Source organism: Acinetobacter sp. 22512 (genome assembly GCF_052044755.1).
Lineage (GTDB): Bacteria > Pseudomonadota > Gammaproteobacteria > Pseudomonadales > Moraxellaceae > Acinetobacter > Acinetobacter pittii.
Genome location: NZ_JBQENP010000008.1, coordinates 85,138 through 100,616, shown reverse-complemented (window position 1 = coordinate 100,616; position 15,479 = coordinate 85,138). Strand labels below are relative to the sequence as shown.

Genomic DNA, 15,479 nt, shown 5'->3' with positions numbered 1-15,479 from the left:
GGTCTTTACATGTCTGCTGATACCCAACATTTTACCGGTACAGATCAATATATCGCGACTGATAGTCTTAAGCTTGCTGTAAAAGCAGCTCGTGCTTTGCAAAAGCCTTTACTGATTAAGGGTGAACCGGGCACGGGTAAAACTTTACTTGCTGAACAAGTAGCACAAAGTTTAGGTTTAAAACTGATTACTTGGCATATCAAATCTACAACTAAAGCACAGCAAGGGTTGTATGAATATGATGCAGTTTCTCGTTTAAGAGATAGCCAGTTAGGTGATGACCGAGTTTACGATATTAAGAACTATATTAAACCCGGTAAATTGTGGGAAGCTTTCACCAGTGAAGAGCGTTGCGTATTATTAATTGATGAAATTGATAAGGCCGATATCGAGTTTCCAAATGACTTGTTGCATGAACTCGATAAAATGTCTTTTTATGTTTATGAAACGAATGAAACAATTACGGCAACGCAACGCCCAATTGTAATTATTACTTCAAATAATGAAAAAGAATTGCCAGATGCTTTCTTGCGTCGTTGCTTCTTCCACTATATTGAGTTTCCAGATGAAGCCACAATGCGAGAAATCATTGCGGTTCATTTCCCAAATATCTCTGCAACATTGGTGAACGAAGCTTTACAGGTTTTCTTTAAACTACGTGAAATTCCTAATTTGAAGAAACCACCATCAACCTCTGAGTTAATTGATTGGTTAAGCTTGCTCATGGCAGATGATATGCCTGAAGATGTATTACGTAATCGAGATACCTCTAAAGCTATTCCACCTTTATATGGTGCTCTCATCAAAAACGAGCAAGATGTACAACTTCTCGAACGCTTGGCTTTCATGTCTCGACGTTAAGGGAGGGAGTAACCCATGTTTGTGCGGTTATTTTACACCTTACGTAAATATGGTGTTCCAGTTACCACTCGTGAACTCATTGATCTAAACCGTGCGGTGAGTGAAGGTTTGGTTTTTGCCGACCAAGAAGAGTTCTATCAGCTTGCTAAAACTATTTTAGTTAAAGATGAGCGATTTTTTGATAAGTTTGATCGTGCCATGAAAGATTACTTTGATGGCATTGAAACTTTTGATATCGATGAGTTGCTTAAGCAAGTTCATAAATTACCAAAAGACTGGTTCGATTTAGAACTTCTCGAAAAGCATTTAACACCAGAGCAAAGAGCTGAACTTCAAAAAGCAGGTTCTTTAGAAGAACTGATGAAAATGCTAGAAGAGCGTTTACGCGAACAGCATAAGAAACACCAAGGTGGTAACCGTATGGTTGGCACAGGTGGAACTTCACCTTTTGGAGCTTTTGGTGACCATCCAGAAGGCGTCAGAATTGGTGGGCCGGGGCGTAAACGTTCGGCGGTTAAAGTCTGGGAACAGCGGAAATACCAAAATCTAGATGATGACCAAGTTCTTGGAACTCGTCAGATGCAAATTGCGTTACGACGTTTACGCAAATTTGCTCGCCAAGGCGCAGCTGAAGAGTTAGACGTTGATGGAACTATTCGAGAAACAGCCAAACAAGGTATCTTGGATGTTCAGATGGTGCCAGAGCGTCGCAATCGAATCAAAGTACTGATGTTGTTCGATGTGGGTGGTTCGATGGATGCACACATTGCCCAATGTGAAAAGCTTTTCAGCGCAGCTAAAACCGAATTCAAAACGCTTGAGTACTTTTATTTCCACAACTGTCTTTATGACTATGTTTGGAAAGATAACTACCGAAGAACAGCAACCCGCATGAATACGTGGGATCTGTTCCATACTTACGGACGCGACTATCGTGTAATTGTGGTGGGTGATGCCAGTATGGCACCGTATGAGCTGAAATCGGTAGGTGGCTCGGTTGAATATATGAATGATGAAACAGGTGAGGTTTGGTTACGTCGCCTACGTCAACATTTTGATAAAACAGCATGGTTAAACCCTGAAACTGAAGGGTATTGGCATTACACTCAAACCATTGGTTGGATTAAAGAGATTTTTGAAAACCATATGTATCCAATGACCCTAAAAGGCATTGAGGACTTAACACGCTACCTTTCTCGATAAACTTGATAACTTTAATAATTTAAAAAGAGGGATGATATGCAACATCAAATTAATGGTATTGCTTTGCCAAATGAACAGGGATTTTTTGGTGAATATGGAGGCCAATTTATTCCTCCGCATTTAAAAGAAGCAATGGATGAAATTAATGTTGCTTATGAGGAAATTCGCCATACACCAGAATTTCAAAATGAACTATCAGACCTCTTTACAAATTATGTAGGTCGTCCAAGTCCTTTATTTCACGCAAAACGTCTTTCTGAGCAGTTAGGCGGTGCACAAATTTATTTAAAACGTGAAGACTTAAATCACACGGGTGCCCATAAAATTAATCACTGTTTAGGTGAGGCTCTTCTTGCCAAATATATGGGCAAAAAGAAAGTTATTGCTGAAACAGGTGCGGGACAGCATGGCGTTGCTTTAGCCACGGCTTGTGCTTTAGTTGGTATTCCATGTGAAATTCATATGGGACAAGTCGATATTGAAAAAGAACACCCTAATGTGGTCAAAATGAAAATTTTGGGTGCTCATTTAGTTTCAGTAACACGTGGTACAGCAACCTTAAAAGATGCTGTAGATAGCGCGTTTGAGGAATATTTAAAAGACCCTAAAAATTTTATTTATGCGATTGGTTCTGTGGTTGGACCACATCCATTTCCAAAAATGGTCCGAGATTTTCAATCGATTATTGGCAATGAAATTAAAGAGCAGACGCATCATCGTTTTGGTAAAAACCCAGATTATGTTGTCGCATGTGTTGGTGGCGGTTCAAATGCAATCGGTGCCTTTACAGCATTTCTAAATGATTCGGATGTGAAATTGGTAGGGGTTGAACCAGCAGGACATGGTTTAGAAACTCACATGCATTCGGCAACTTTAACCTTAGGTAAACCAAGTCAAATTCATGGTATGGCGTGTTACGTGCTTGAAAATGAAGCTGGTGAACCGTTACCCGTGCATTCTATTGCTTCAGGATTGGACTATCCTGGTGTTGGGCCACAGCATAGTTTCTTAAAAGATTTAGGCCGTGTGGAATATAGCACTGCAACTGACCAAGAATGTTTGGATGCTTTTATGACCTTATCTCGTGTAGAAGGAATTGTTCCTGCGCTTGAAAGCTCACACGCTGTCGCATGGGCAATACGAGAAGCGCCAAAGCTGTCGAAAGAAACCATGATTGTGGTTAATCTTTCTGGTCGTGGAGATAAAGATTCGGATTATGTGGCAGAAAAACTTAAGATTTAAACCCACTAAACATCAAAAGCGGTCAAACTTCAAAGACCGCTTTTTTATTTCATAGACGAAATCTATACCTTGTTAAAAGTTCATTATTTCTTAATTAAAACAAAGTATTCTGATTTTAAGCTGTGATTGTTAGAGATAGGTGTGTAAAACACTGCTTCACAAGGCAAAGCGTTGCGTTGCTTTGTCTCACTCAGTAGAATAGTCACTTTGCAAAATTTGCCTTTGGAGACGCCTAAGTGGAGCGACCGACGATTAGCCCTGAACATTTACAGGAAGCTGCTGAAAATTTATCTACAATTCGAGATTTTATTCGCTTTGGGGTATCAGCATTACGTCAACATGATGCACATTTAGGACAAGGTACTGAAGATTATTTTGCAGAAAGTTCTGCATTAGTTTTACAAACCTTATCTCTTGAATGGTCAGCAGACTCAGAGATTTTAGATGCTAAGCTTTTGCCAAGTGAAAAAGCAGAATTCTTAAGTTTGTTAGAACGTCGTATTAATGACCGTATTCCGACTTCTTATTTATTAAATTTAGCTTACTTCTTTAATAAGCCATTTTATGTGGATGAGCGCGTACTTATTCCGCGTTCACCAATTGCTGAATTAATTGAACAACGTTTTGCACCATATTGCTTAGATGAAAATGGTCAAATGCGTGAAGCACTTAACAACCTGCCAGAAAATGCTAAACCTAAAACTCCACAGCGTATTTTAGATATGTGTACAGGTTCTGGTTGTATTGCTGTAGCTTTGGCTTATGCATATCCAGATGCGGAAGTGGATGCAACGGACATCTCTAAAGAAGCTTTAGAAGTAGCATCGATTAATGTTGAACACCATAATAAACAATATCAAGTTGCTTTACTTGAATCAGACCTATTTGCCAAGATTCCAGCTGAAAACCAGTACGATTTAATTGTAAGTAACCCTCCATATGTTGATGCTGAAGACATGGCTGACTTACCGGAAGAGTTTTTACACGAACCTGAGCTTGCATTGGCAGCAGGCCAAGATGGTTTAGACCTCGTGCGTAAAATGCTTGCTCAAGCGGCAGATTATTTAACTGAAGATGGTTTAATTGTCATTGAAGTGGGTAACTCTGAATGGGCTATGCGCCAAAACTTCAATACTATTGATTTCAACTGGCTTACTTTCCAAAAAGGTGGTTCTGGCATTTTTGCTTTAACCGCAGAACAATGTCGTCGTTATAGAAAATTATTTGAACAGCAACAAGCATAAGGAGTTGTACATATGGCAGGGAACAGTATTGGACAACTCTTTCGTGTAACGACATGTGGCGAGTCTCATGGCGTTGGCTTAATGGCAATTGTTGATGGTGTGCCACCTGGTCTTGAGTTAACTGAAGAAGATCTACAAAAAGATCTGGACCGCCGCAAGCCGGGTACATCAAAATTTGCGACCCAGCGCAAAGAGCCTGATCAAGTTGAAATTATTTCTGGTGTGTTTGAGGGTAAAACTACTGGTACGCCAATTGGTTTACTCATTCGTAATACTGACCAAAAATCGAAAGATTACGGCAATATTGCTCAGACTTTTAGACCGGGTCATGCGGACTACACCTATACACAAAAGTATGGTTTCCGTGATTACCGTGGTGGTGGTCGTTCGAGTGCACGTGAAACTGCTATGCGTGTTGCAGCGGGTGCTATTGCTAAAAAATATTTAGCAGAAAAATTTGGTGTATTAATTCGCGGTCATGTCACACAAATTGGTAATGAAGTTGCTGAAAAGCTAGATTGGAATGAAGTTCCAAATAATCCGTTTTTCTGTGGCGATGTAGATGCTGTTCCTCGTTTTGAAGCATTGGTTACGTCTTTACGTGAACAAGGTACAAGCTGCGGGGCTAAGCTAGAAATTTTAGCTGAAAAAGTCCCTGTAGGCTGGGGTGAACCTGTTTTTGACCGCCTAGATGCTGACATTGCTCATGCCATGATGAGTATTAATGCGGTAAAAGGTGTTGAAATCGGGGATGGTTTCGCAGTTGCTGGGCAATTTGGTCATGAAACACGTGATGAGTTGACGAGTAATGGCTTCTTAGCGAACCATGCAGGCGGTATTTTAGGCGGTATTTCGAGTGGTCAAACCATTCGAGTCGCTATTGCATTAAAACCAACTGCAAGTATTACAACACCAGGTAAAACGATTAATTTAAGCCGTGAAGATACTGATGTATTGACTAAAGGCCGTCATGACCCATGTGTAGGTGTACGAGCAACTCCAATTGCAGAAGCAATGTTGGCTATTGTCCTAATGGATCACTTCCTACGCCATCGTGCACAAAATGCAGATGTTGTTCCACCGTTTGCACCAATTGAACCATAGTCATAATTCTGACTGTAGTAAATTAAGCCCCCATATTTAACTTAAACTTGGGGGCTTTAATTTTTTATCACATTGGGCTCTATTAAATTTTAAATTATTTCCTTGTCTTATAATCTCTATATAAATATAATACGCGCGATTTATTTCTGAATATATTTATCTGCTTAAGTAAGAAATAAAAGTCTTATTAATTTTATACTTGCTCATGATATTTATATCTTAAAGCTAATTTTATTCAAATTAGTTTTATATAAGTTTATTACATATTTAAATTTTATTACTTTAAACAAATAATTTTCAAAGTCATCATTGAAATTGGGGAAATATCAATGAATCAATGTACATATAGAATTGGCTGTATGTCAAAGGATAAACTATTGCCTAAAAACTTAGAGGCAATGATAAAAGTTATTCATGACTTATCTTTATCCTCTCAGCTATCTGAAAATTGGATATATAGTGATGATAATCCAGATATATATATTATTGATTTAGACAGCGGCTATACAAATATTCTTCTTCCTAAAAAAATTAAAATTGTATTAAGTAATAATCCTGAGCTTTTAAAAGGTTATCAATATGGATTAAAGAGACCCTTAAGGTATCAGGAGCTTTTAAAAATTTTATTAGAAATTGAAAATAATGAATATTTTAAAAAATCTTATCGAGAACGAATAGAAAATATAACTGCTACAGATCCGTTTGAGACAAAAATTCTATATAAACTTGTTTGTTATCCAAACTTTAAAAATATTCATGCAGAGCAAATTGTTAATGTAACTAGAGTTTGTGCTTTATTATCTATTGAATCAAAGACAGTCCAAGAAATTAAAAAATTCTTGAACTTATCTGTAGATGAAATACAAAAAATTATAGAGATTATTAAAAAAGAGGCTTATCCGAACTATGAAACGATACATGAGAATATTGTCTCGATATTGCCATTTTCAAATGAAGTTGTTCAGACAACACCTCCAAGGATGGAGCAAAACTTATTGCTCTATTTTATAAATAAACTTTGGAAGAAGTTAAAAGGAGAATTCTGAAGAACTGGAATTTTTTAGCTTAGAGTAGGTATGTTTTAATCTTAACTAAACCATTCTTAATTTAATATTAAGAACTAAACAACAATATCTGGTACATATTAAATCTAGATTACATTTAGCTTTACCACGGATGGAAAAGCTAAATAGAGAATTCTTTCATTATTTTAATTCAAAAGATTAATATCAAAAGCAAATAATGTAATCACTAGTCAAAAGTTATCCTCAATAGTTATTTTCCATTTTAAGTCAAATCTACAATTTGTTCTTCGTTTACAGCAATCTTATATTGATTACGTCCATTGGTTTTTGCTTTATATAATGCATGATCTGCTCGTGCCACAAAAGCAGAAATAGAATCGTTTAGACGTGGAATTGTGGTTGCGACTCCTACACTAATAGTGACGTGTGGTGAAACATCACTACATGGGTGTTTAATCGCAATTTTATTAATCGCATTCATTAAACGTTCGACTTGTATCAAAGCTTGCTGAGAATTTGTCATTGGAAATAGTAGTAAAAACTCTTCACCACCATAACGAGCAACTAAATCTCCACTACGAGCAGCAATAGAAGAAATAGCAATTGCGATTTCTTTTAAACATTCATCACCTTTGAGATGTCCTAGCGTGTCATTGTATGCTTTAAAATAATCGATATCGACCATCATAATAGTGAGTGGGGTTTCATGTCGTAATGCACGGCGCCATTCATTATCCAAAGTTTCATCTAGATAACGTCGATTGGCTAAACCAGTAAGTGCATCTTGCTGAGAAAGTAAGGATAACTGCTGCGCTTGTTGCATGAGCTCAATGCGATTCAGCTCAATCATACAGTTTTGTAGATAGTTTTCTCGATGTTGACGGTCCGTTGCATAGGCGAGGGTCATTCCCAAAAAACTACTAAAAGTGTAAGTTCGGTTTAAGAACGTCCAGTCGATCACACCATTTAAGTAGTTACTTACTAAAATTCCAACTAGTCCTCCCATCCATCCAGCAAATATGGCTGTATAGAAGCGCATACCAACAGCACCATAAATAATAACGATTGCATACATCATCGCAGCATGAAAAAGAACATTATCTTGTCCATTCTCAATAACGTTAATTAAAATAAAAGTAATTGCTACCGCTAAAGCCGAGCCAACTCCTACATAATAATCAAAATACTGATTTAATTTTTTAATAAATGATAAAATCCAAGCGATAAGAACAATTACACCAACCCAAGAATAATAGCTAAACCAGGATAAAACTTGTTCACTTGGTAAAACTTGATATATACCAAAGCTTAAAAATATATATAATATTAAAATAATAGGCGCTCTGTAGCGGAATTCATAGGCAGCACCGTTTTGGTATTGAAAACGATAAATCGTTTCAAGCTGCTTTGGAAACCATACAAAGTTTAATCCTCGTGTGGTTAATAAATCTATTTGTTCCTGTCCCAATATATTGGAACCCTGCAACTTCATAATTAATGCTCTCTATATTGGAAGTTGTCATAAAATGAGACTTATTTTAAGTAAAGTTCCATCTAAAAATATTGATTATATAATGTGTGGTTTATTCAAAATAATAATACAGATTTTTTAAAAAAGTAATGATTTTTATCTATGTTAAATGTGATAAAAATCACGACATTTCAATGATTAGCCTAATAATTATCTAAAGTTCCCCAATCCATCGAAAAAAGTTACAAATGGTCGATTAACGATTGTATCTTTATCATTTTCGGATAGACTTATAGCGTGAAATACAGATGATTGCTGTCATATAAATAGGAAAATTAGCAATGACTGCTCTAAATCAATATGGAATGAATTTAGAAATTACGCCGCATAATGGATGGTCACAACGGTTCTGGGACGACCTGTTACCAGCTAAAGAACGGGTGAGTAAACATCCGTTTTTTACGGAAATGGCCAATGGGGGATTGAGCCTAGATAGTTTCCGTTATGCTTTACTTAATTTCTATCCATTAGTCGCCCATTTCCCGTCATATATGGCTGGAGCATTGGGGAAAGCGACTGGATTTTCTGAACCGGGAGTTACTGAAGCGCGAGATTGGCTAATTCAAAATATTAAGGTAGAAGAGCGACACTTAAAATGGTATCGCGATTGGGCTGGAGGTTTTGGCTTAACAGTTGAAGAACTTGATCATGTACGACCACCTGCTGCTATGAATGCTGTAAACCATTTTCTATGGAATATGAGTCATCGAGGCAATTTGGCAGAATGTCTGGCTGCAACAAATTTGGCGATTGAATGGGCAACTGGAGATTGGTCTATTCAGGTGTATAAAGGTATTCATACCTATACTAATCATCCTGAAGTCACGATTGATAAACGTTCTTTAGCTTGGTTGCGCGCTCATGCACATTACGATGATCTTCATCCATATGAAGCTATGGAGTTGATTAAACGCTTATGTAATGACCGTCCTGACTGGCAGCAAAAAGCATTTCATGCTGCTGAAGAAGGGCTGCGATATTATGAATTAGCTTTGGACGACTGCTATAGGGTACAGCTTCAAGCCTCTGCTTGATCTAGCCTTAAAAAGGGAGAATATCGTATGGATATTCTCCCTTTTATTTTATTCGAGCAACTTTAAGAGTTTAGTTCGATAAGGTGTTTCTTCGGGTAATAGTTCAAGTAAACGTTCAACGGCATCTACACGGTCTGGTACACGACTGACCACTCGTAATAATTGATCAATATCTTCAATTTGATAAATCACATGACTCAAACGAGCGTCAAAACAATCTCTCCATGCGCATAAAAAAGGACTTTCTGATTTAGCTAAGAAACTTCCTCTATAGAGTGTAAGCGTAGTTGATGTAAAACCAAGGTTTAAGGCTTGTTCGGCCATTAAAAAATCACATTGAATTTCACAGTTAAGTCTATATGGTCGTGACTCGATAACGTCGGGTATTAAGTTTCTGAGTTGAGAAAGTTCTGCTTTTAAAGTGGTGGTACTTACAGGCCGATCACCATATAAAGCATAGTGAAGTTCTTCAAGATTAATCCCTTCGGGACAAAGGGTTAGAATGCACAGAATCTCAATTTGACGTTGAGTCAATGTAAGGCTGTGTTGGTTATATTGAACTTTAGGAGTACCGAAGGCTTTAATATATAAGATATTTTTCTGATGAAGTTGAATTGCTTGTTTAACAATGTCAGCACAACGCTCTACTGCTAAAACTCCAAGTGAATTATGTTTTTGATATTTAGTCGATAAATTCATAATTCCATAAAACTGACCTGTATTCGCATCGGTAATCGGTGCTGCATAACAGACCCAGTCTCTGACACTATTCATTTGGTTTTCATGTGAGTAAACACAGCTTGCAGAATGTGTATTTAATGCTAGACCAATGGCGTTTTGACCTACTGCCTGAGTAGACCACTGACCACCTTCAACAAAGTGTACTTGCTCAGCCGATGAGCGCATAGGGTGACTACTCCATGTCCAAAGTAGAGTACCATGAGGATCAGTCACACCAATGGCCATATCGGCATCTTCGGCAATATGCATTAAGTTGCGATGGCACTCGTGAATCGAACGACCAAATAATGAGTGTTCCCATTCCTCACCCAGATCAAACAAAGGTGCTGCTTCAAGGTCAAGTGATGGTTTTTTTCCTAATTGTTTAGAATGAGATGAGGATTCCGACCGAAATAAGGACGGACTAGTGTCTATTAAAGGCGATGATAATTGTTCTGACATATCCATATCGAAATTCCTTTATCATTGAAATGGCGTATCCGTAGCCGCTCAACAGTTATAACTTTCTTATTGTGACTATTTCCTAGTTATCTCCTTACCTTAAATAATTTTATAAGTCTTGACCATTATCCTATTGGATAAGTTTTGTTAATTGCCTAATCATTAAGATAAGACATCTTGTCGGCTGAAAGGCTTTGGCACTTCTTCTCCGAAATATTGTCGATCAGCAAAATAGCTAGAACGAACCATAGGTGCACTCCAAATATTTTTAAAACCTAATCGCTTACCGTGTCGGGTATATCGTTCAAATTCTTGTAAATTTACAAACCGATGAATAGGCGCATGTGATTTTGAAGGCTGAAGATATTGACCAATCGTGACAAGATCGACTTGATAGTCTTTTAAATCATTGAGTAGGGCAAGCACTTCAGCCTCTATTTCTCCTAATCCAACCATCAGGCCAGACTTGGTTTTGATATCGGGACAATATGCTTTAAAGCGTTTAAGTAACTCAAGCGAATGTTGATAATCTGAACCGGGGCGCATCGCTTTATATAAACGAGGAACCGTCTCAATATTATGGTTAAACACATCTGGAGGAGATAAGCTTAGAGTTGAAAGCGCTGTCTCTAAACGACCGCGAAAATCTGGTACTAAAATCTCAATCAATGTTTCTGGACAATGTTTTCTAATTTCTTCAATACACTTTACAAAATGTGCAGCACCGCCATCATGTAGATCGTCGCGGTCTACAGAGGTAATCACGACATACTTTAAGTTTAGATTTGCGACTGTTTCTGCCAAATGCTTAGGTTCATCTTCATCTAGCGGTTTTGGGCGACCATGAGCGACATCACAAAATGGGCAGCGACGAGTACAAATATCGCCCATAATCATAAATGTTGCCGTACCTCCACCAAAACATTCCGGTAAATTTGGACACGCCGCTTCTTCGCAAACACTGTGTAACTTCTGTTGGCGTAGCAAATTTTTTATGCGGTTAATTTCTTCAAAATCGGTTATTTTGGCTCTAATCCAGTCAGGTTTAGTCGGTAACTCTTCTGTAGGTAAAATTTTAATCGGAATGCGAGCAACTTTATCCGCTCCTCTTAATTTAATACCAGTTTCTATTTGCCTTTTTAAGTCCATATATAAAATTCCATTTTATATTAAATAATATTTAACTAGACTCTATATAATAAAAATCCTTATAATTTAAATAAAGGACATAGAGTTTATTAATGAGCGTAGTACACAGCTAATATTATAAATTAATAAAGGTTGGTTAAAGGTTTGTTTCACAAGCCAATGAAATGTATTAAAATTTTTTAATTTTATTTTTGCTGTACAAGTTTTTGAAAAATAAAAAATAATATCCATAAAAACCATTTAAAACTTTTTAGTCTAATAGCATATTAAATTAAATTGAGCTTTATTATTTATAGCGAAATATATAACTCTCGCTGAAACTTGGTTGATTTTTAATAATCAAGATAATAAAGGAAAAGGATATGCAATTAACGGAAGAGCAATTACTCGCAGCATATAAACGCATGCGCGATATTCGTGAATTTGAGGATCGACTTCACGAAGAAAATACCAATGGTGATATTCCTGGCTTTATTCACTTATACAGTGGTGAAGAAGCTGTAGCAGTCGGGATTTGCGAAAATTTAACCGACAAAGACTATATCACTTCAACACACCGTGGACATGGACACTGTATTGCAAAAGGTTGTGACATTCACGCCATGATGCTGGAAATTTTCGGTAAAGATGACGGGCTATGCCGTGGAAAAGGCGGTTCTATGCATATTGCCGATTTAGATAAAGGTATGCTCGGTGCCAATGGGATTGTGGGTGGTGGACCTCCTTTAGCTATTGGTGCGGCGTTGACAGCGAAAACCTTAAAGACTGGTGGGGTCGGACTGTCTTTTACAGGTGACGGTGGCTCAAACCAAGGCCTTACTTTTGAAGCGATGAATATGGCTGTTGTACTTAAACTTCCAGTAATTTTCGTTTTCGAAAATAACGGCTTTGGTGAAGGAACAGGGCATGATTACGCTGTAGGAAGTAAGGACATTGCTGGTCGTGCAGCAGGTTTTGGTTTAACAGCGGTTAAAGTTGATGGTACAGACTTCTTTGCCGTCTATGAAGCTGCTCAAACTGCCATTGAACGTGCACGTCGTGGTGAAGGTCCAAGTGTGATTGAAACCATTACAAACCGTTTTTATGGCCACTTCGAAGGTGACCCTGGCTTGATTCGTTCTAAAGAAGAAGTCGAGTTCATCAAAGAAAATAAAGATCCTTTGAAAATTTTCCGCGAAAAAGTCAAAGGCAAAATTGATGAAGCCAAACTAGACGAGATTGATGCAGCTTCTAAGGCAAATGTTGATGATGCCGTTGCTAAAGCTCGTGCTGCGGCTTATCCAAAACCAGAACAACTCCTTACTGACGTCTATGTCTCTTACTAAAGGAATAGTAAAGATGCCAAATAAAAGTTTTCGTAATGCAATTAAAGAAGCGATTGAATCAGAAATGCGCCGTGATCCAACCGTATTTGTTGTTGGTGAAGATGTTCGTGGTGGGCACGGCGGTAAAAATACCGAAGAGAACGAGCTTGAAGGCTTCGGTGGGGTACTTGGTGTAACCAAAGGTTTATGGACGGAGTTTGGTTCAGAACGTGTGATTGATACACCAATTACCGAGTCTGCAATTATCGGTATGGCCGCCGGTGCGGCTGCAACAGGTTTACGTCCTGTTGCTGATTTAATGTTTATGGATTTCTATGGCGTGTGCCATGACATGCTCTATAACCAAGCCGCTAAATTCCGTTATATGTTTGGCGGAAAAGCAAAAGCACCAATGGTTGTACGTGGCATGATTGGCGCTGGTTTTTCTGCGGCAGCCCAGCATTCTCAGTCACCATATAACGTATTTGCTGCGGTTCCGGGCTTAAAAGTTGTAGTGCCATCTAGCCCATATGATGTGAAAGGGCTATTAATTCAGGCCATTCGTGATGACGACCCTGTGGTGTTCTGTGAACATAAAATGCTCTATGACATTAAAGGCGAAGTTCCAGATGATGCCTATACCATTCCTTTTGGTGTAGCAAATTACACCCGTGAAGGGACAGACGTGACCATTATTGCTTTAGGCTTGATGGTACATCGTGCTAATGAAGTGGCAGACAAATTGGCAAAAGATGGTATTTCGGTTGAAGTGGTCGACCCTCGCACAATTTCACCTCTGGATGAAGAAGGAATTTTAGAGTCTGTTGCGTCGACTGGACGTGTGGTTATTGTGGATGAATCAGCTGCACGTTGTGGTTTTGGACATGATGTTGCTGCACTAGTTGCACAGAAAGGTTTCCACTATTTGAAAGCACCTATTGAACTCGTAACGCCACCACATACGCCTGTTCCATTCTCTCCAGTTTTAGAAAAAGAATGGATTCCAAGTGTAGAGCGTATTGAGCAAGCTGTACGAAAAACATTGGAGGCTTAGGATGAGCGAAATTAAAACGCTGGAGATCCCGAAATGGGGATTATCCATGGAAGAAGGCACGATCGCCCAATGGTTGATTAAAGAGGGTGATAGCTTTAATAAGGGCGATGAAATTTGTGAAATTGAAACCACAAAAATCGTCAATGTATTAGAAGCGCCTTTTGCTGGAACGCTCCGTAAAATTTTAGCGAAAGATGGTGATACTTTACCCGTCGGTGGTCTTATTGCCGTATGTGCTGAAAGCCAAGTTTCTGATGCAGAAATTGAGCAGTTTATTGCCTCACTAGGTGGTTCAGCAGCTAAAGCCCCGGAAGCATCTTCGGAGCAAAGTAAGGCGGAAACATCTGCACCTGTTGCTGAAAAAGCAGAACAGCCACAGACTTCAACAGCTAGCGCTCCAGTTCCTGTAAAGGTAGCTAAAGGTGACTACGCTGTACCCGAGTCATTACAAGGCTATCAAACATCTGATGAATTGTTTACAACACCGCATGCGTTAAAGCTTGCAGAAAAGCACAATGTGAACTTGGCAAAAGTCACAGGTTCTGGTCGTGAAGGACGTATTAGTGTTCAAGACATCCAGAAAGCTGTGCAGGCTGCTGGTGGTCAATGGCCTGATGTTAAGCAGCAAACTCAAGCTAAAGTGGTTAAATCTACGGCCGATGATAGCCAAGTTTTAGCGACGCCTGTAGCACGTCGTTTAGCAAAGCAGTGGGACATTAACCTAAATGACTGCCGTGTTTCAGGTACTCGTGGCCGTGTCTGTAAAGAAGATGTTGAGGCAGTTTACTATCGTAATAACCCAACGTCGGTAAATGAACAATCTGCTCAATGTGCAGTTGCTCAACCACAATCTACAATTACGACTGTGGCGATGAATGGGATGCGTAAAGCGATTGCTTCACGGTTACAGACTGCAAAACGTAACGCACCGCATTTCCGCTTGGTGGTCGATCTCAACGTAGAGGCTTTGCAAAAATTACGTAAGCAGATTAATGAAACGGTTCCTCAAGTGAAACTTTCAATTAATGACATGCTAATTAAAGCAGCGGCAGCGGCACTGATTAAAGTACCTGAGGTAAACGTTCAGTTTGATGAGGCGACTCAATCAATTTTACAGTTCTCTCAAGCGGATATTTCGGTGGCTGTAGCGATTCCAAACGGTTTAATTACACCCATTGTAAAAGCTGCAAATCAGAAGTCTTTAGCACAAATTTCCGATGACATGCGTGATTTGGCAACGCGTGCCAAGACTGGCAAGTTACAACCTGATGAGTTTCAGGGAGGCAGCTTTAGCATTTCAAATTTAGGCATGTTAGGCATTAAACAGTTCGATGCCATTATTAATCCACCGCAAGGTGCAATTATGGCCTTAGGTGCTTCTGAATCACGTGCTGTTGTTGAAAATGGCAATGTAGTGGTTCGTGAGATTGTTACAGCGACGTTGTCATGCGATCACCGAGTCATTGACGGCGCAGTTGGGGCGAAATTCTTGGCCAGCTTTAAGCAGTTTGTTGAAAACCCTGCTTTAATTTTGGTGTAGGAGAAC

The 15,479-nt window shown here is 38.8% G+C and carries 13 protein-coding genes; 10 read left to right on the top strand and 3 right to left on the bottom strand.

The window, feature by feature from the left end; genetic code table 11:
* Window positions 1-9: 9 nt before the first annotated feature.
* The 6 genes from ACTJJG_RS10710 to ACTJJG_RS10685 all read left to right on the top strand — a co-directional run bounded on the left by ACTJJG_RS10710 (window position 10) and on the right by ACTJJG_RS10685 (window position 6,700).
* On the top strand, window positions 10-861 hold the full coding sequence (locus ACTJJG_RS10710; protein ID WP_002113662.1) for an AAA family ATPase: 852 nt from the start codon (window positions 10-12) through the stop codon (window positions 859-861).
* Between the two features lie 15 nt (window positions 862-876).
* The gene (locus ACTJJG_RS10705) at window positions 877-2,064 is read left to right on the top strand and encodes a vWA domain-containing protein (protein ID WP_000498060.1); all 1,188 of its coding nucleotides are present in this window, start codon (window positions 877-879) and stop codon (window positions 2,062-2,064) included.
* 36 nt (window positions 2,065-2,100) lie between these two features.
* Window positions 2,101-3,306: a tryptophan synthase subunit beta gene (gene trpB / locus ACTJJG_RS10700; protein ID WP_032057485.1), complete on the top strand. Its 1,206-nt coding sequence runs from the start codon at window positions 2,101-2,103 to the stop codon at window positions 3,304-3,306.
* A gap of 236 nt (window positions 3,307-3,542) precedes the next feature.
* Window positions 3,543-4,550: a 50S ribosomal protein L3 N(5)-glutamine methyltransferase gene (gene prmB / locus ACTJJG_RS10695; protein ID WP_002113580.1), complete on the top strand. Its 1,008-nt coding sequence runs from the start codon at window positions 3,543-3,545 to the stop codon at window positions 4,548-4,550.
* A gap of 12 nt (window positions 4,551-4,562) precedes the next feature.
* Window positions 4,563-5,654, top strand: coding sequence for a chorismate synthase (aroC, locus tag ACTJJG_RS10690; RefSeq protein WP_002113712.1), 1,092 nt, complete (start codon window positions 4,563-4,565; stop codon window positions 5,652-5,654).
* Window positions 5,655-5,983: 329 nt separating this feature from the next.
* Entirely contained in the window at window positions 5,984-6,700 is a 717-nt protein-coding gene (locus tag ACTJJG_RS10685; RefSeq protein WP_032057484.1) for a hypothetical protein, read from the top strand.
* A gap of 241 nt (window positions 6,701-6,941) precedes the next feature.
* On the opposite strand, the gene ACTJJG_RS10680 is transcribed toward ACTJJG_RS10685, so the two are convergent.
* Complete coding sequence (locus ACTJJG_RS10680) at window positions 6,942-8,171, bottom strand: GGDEF domain-containing protein (protein WP_017386898.1); 1,230 nt, start codon at window positions 8,169-8,171, stop codon at window positions 6,942-6,944.
* 320 nt (window positions 8,172-8,491) lie between these two features.
* Between ACTJJG_RS10680 and ACTJJG_RS10675 the strand changes: the two genes are divergently transcribed.
* The gene (locus tag ACTJJG_RS10675) at window positions 8,492-9,244 is read left to right on the top strand and encodes a TenA family transcriptional regulator (protein ID WP_002113940.1); all 753 of its coding nucleotides are present in this window, start codon (window positions 8,492-8,494) and stop codon (window positions 9,242-9,244) included.
* 48 nt (window positions 9,245-9,292) lie between these two features.
* Here the strand turns inward: ACTJJG_RS10675 and ACTJJG_RS10670 are convergent, their stop codons facing one another.
* Window positions 9,293-10,432 (bottom strand): transcriptional regulator, encoded by a 1,140-nt coding sequence (locus ACTJJG_RS10670; protein WP_069119330.1) that lies wholly within the window; start codon window positions 10,430-10,432, stop codon window positions 9,293-9,295.
* 156 nt (window positions 10,433-10,588) lie between these two features.
* Window positions 10,589-11,575, bottom strand: coding sequence for a lipoyl synthase (lipA, locus tag ACTJJG_RS10665; RefSeq protein ID WP_032003587.1), 987 nt, complete (start codon window positions 11,573-11,575; stop codon window positions 10,589-10,591).
* A gap of 362 nt (window positions 11,576-11,937) precedes the next feature.
* Between lipA and ACTJJG_RS10660 the strand changes: the two genes are divergently transcribed.
* Genes ACTJJG_RS10660 through ACTJJG_RS10650 form a run of 3 tightly spaced genes read left to right on the top strand, consistent with a single transcriptional unit; the run spans window position 11,938 to window position 15,473 of the window.
* Window positions 11,938-12,900: a thiamine pyrophosphate-dependent dehydrogenase E1 component subunit alpha gene (locus tag ACTJJG_RS10660; RefSeq protein ID WP_440608940.1), complete on the top strand. Its 963-nt coding sequence runs from the start codon at window positions 11,938-11,940 to the stop codon at window positions 12,898-12,900.
* 13 nt (window positions 12,901-12,913) lie between these two features.
* Window positions 12,914-13,933, top strand: a complete 1,020-nt coding sequence (locus tag ACTJJG_RS10655) for an alpha-ketoacid dehydrogenase subunit beta (RefSeq protein WP_063098779.1) — start codon at window positions 12,914-12,916, stop codon at window positions 13,931-13,933.
* 1 nt (window position 13,934) lies between these two features.
* Window positions 13,935-15,473 carry a 2-oxo acid dehydrogenase subunit E2 gene (locus ACTJJG_RS10650; protein ID WP_204084924.1) on the top strand — a complete coding sequence of 513 codons (1,539 nt, stop codon included), beginning with the start codon at window positions 13,935-13,937 and terminating at the stop codon, window positions 15,471-15,473.
* The last annotated feature ends 6 nt before the right edge of the window (window positions 15,474-15,479 follow it).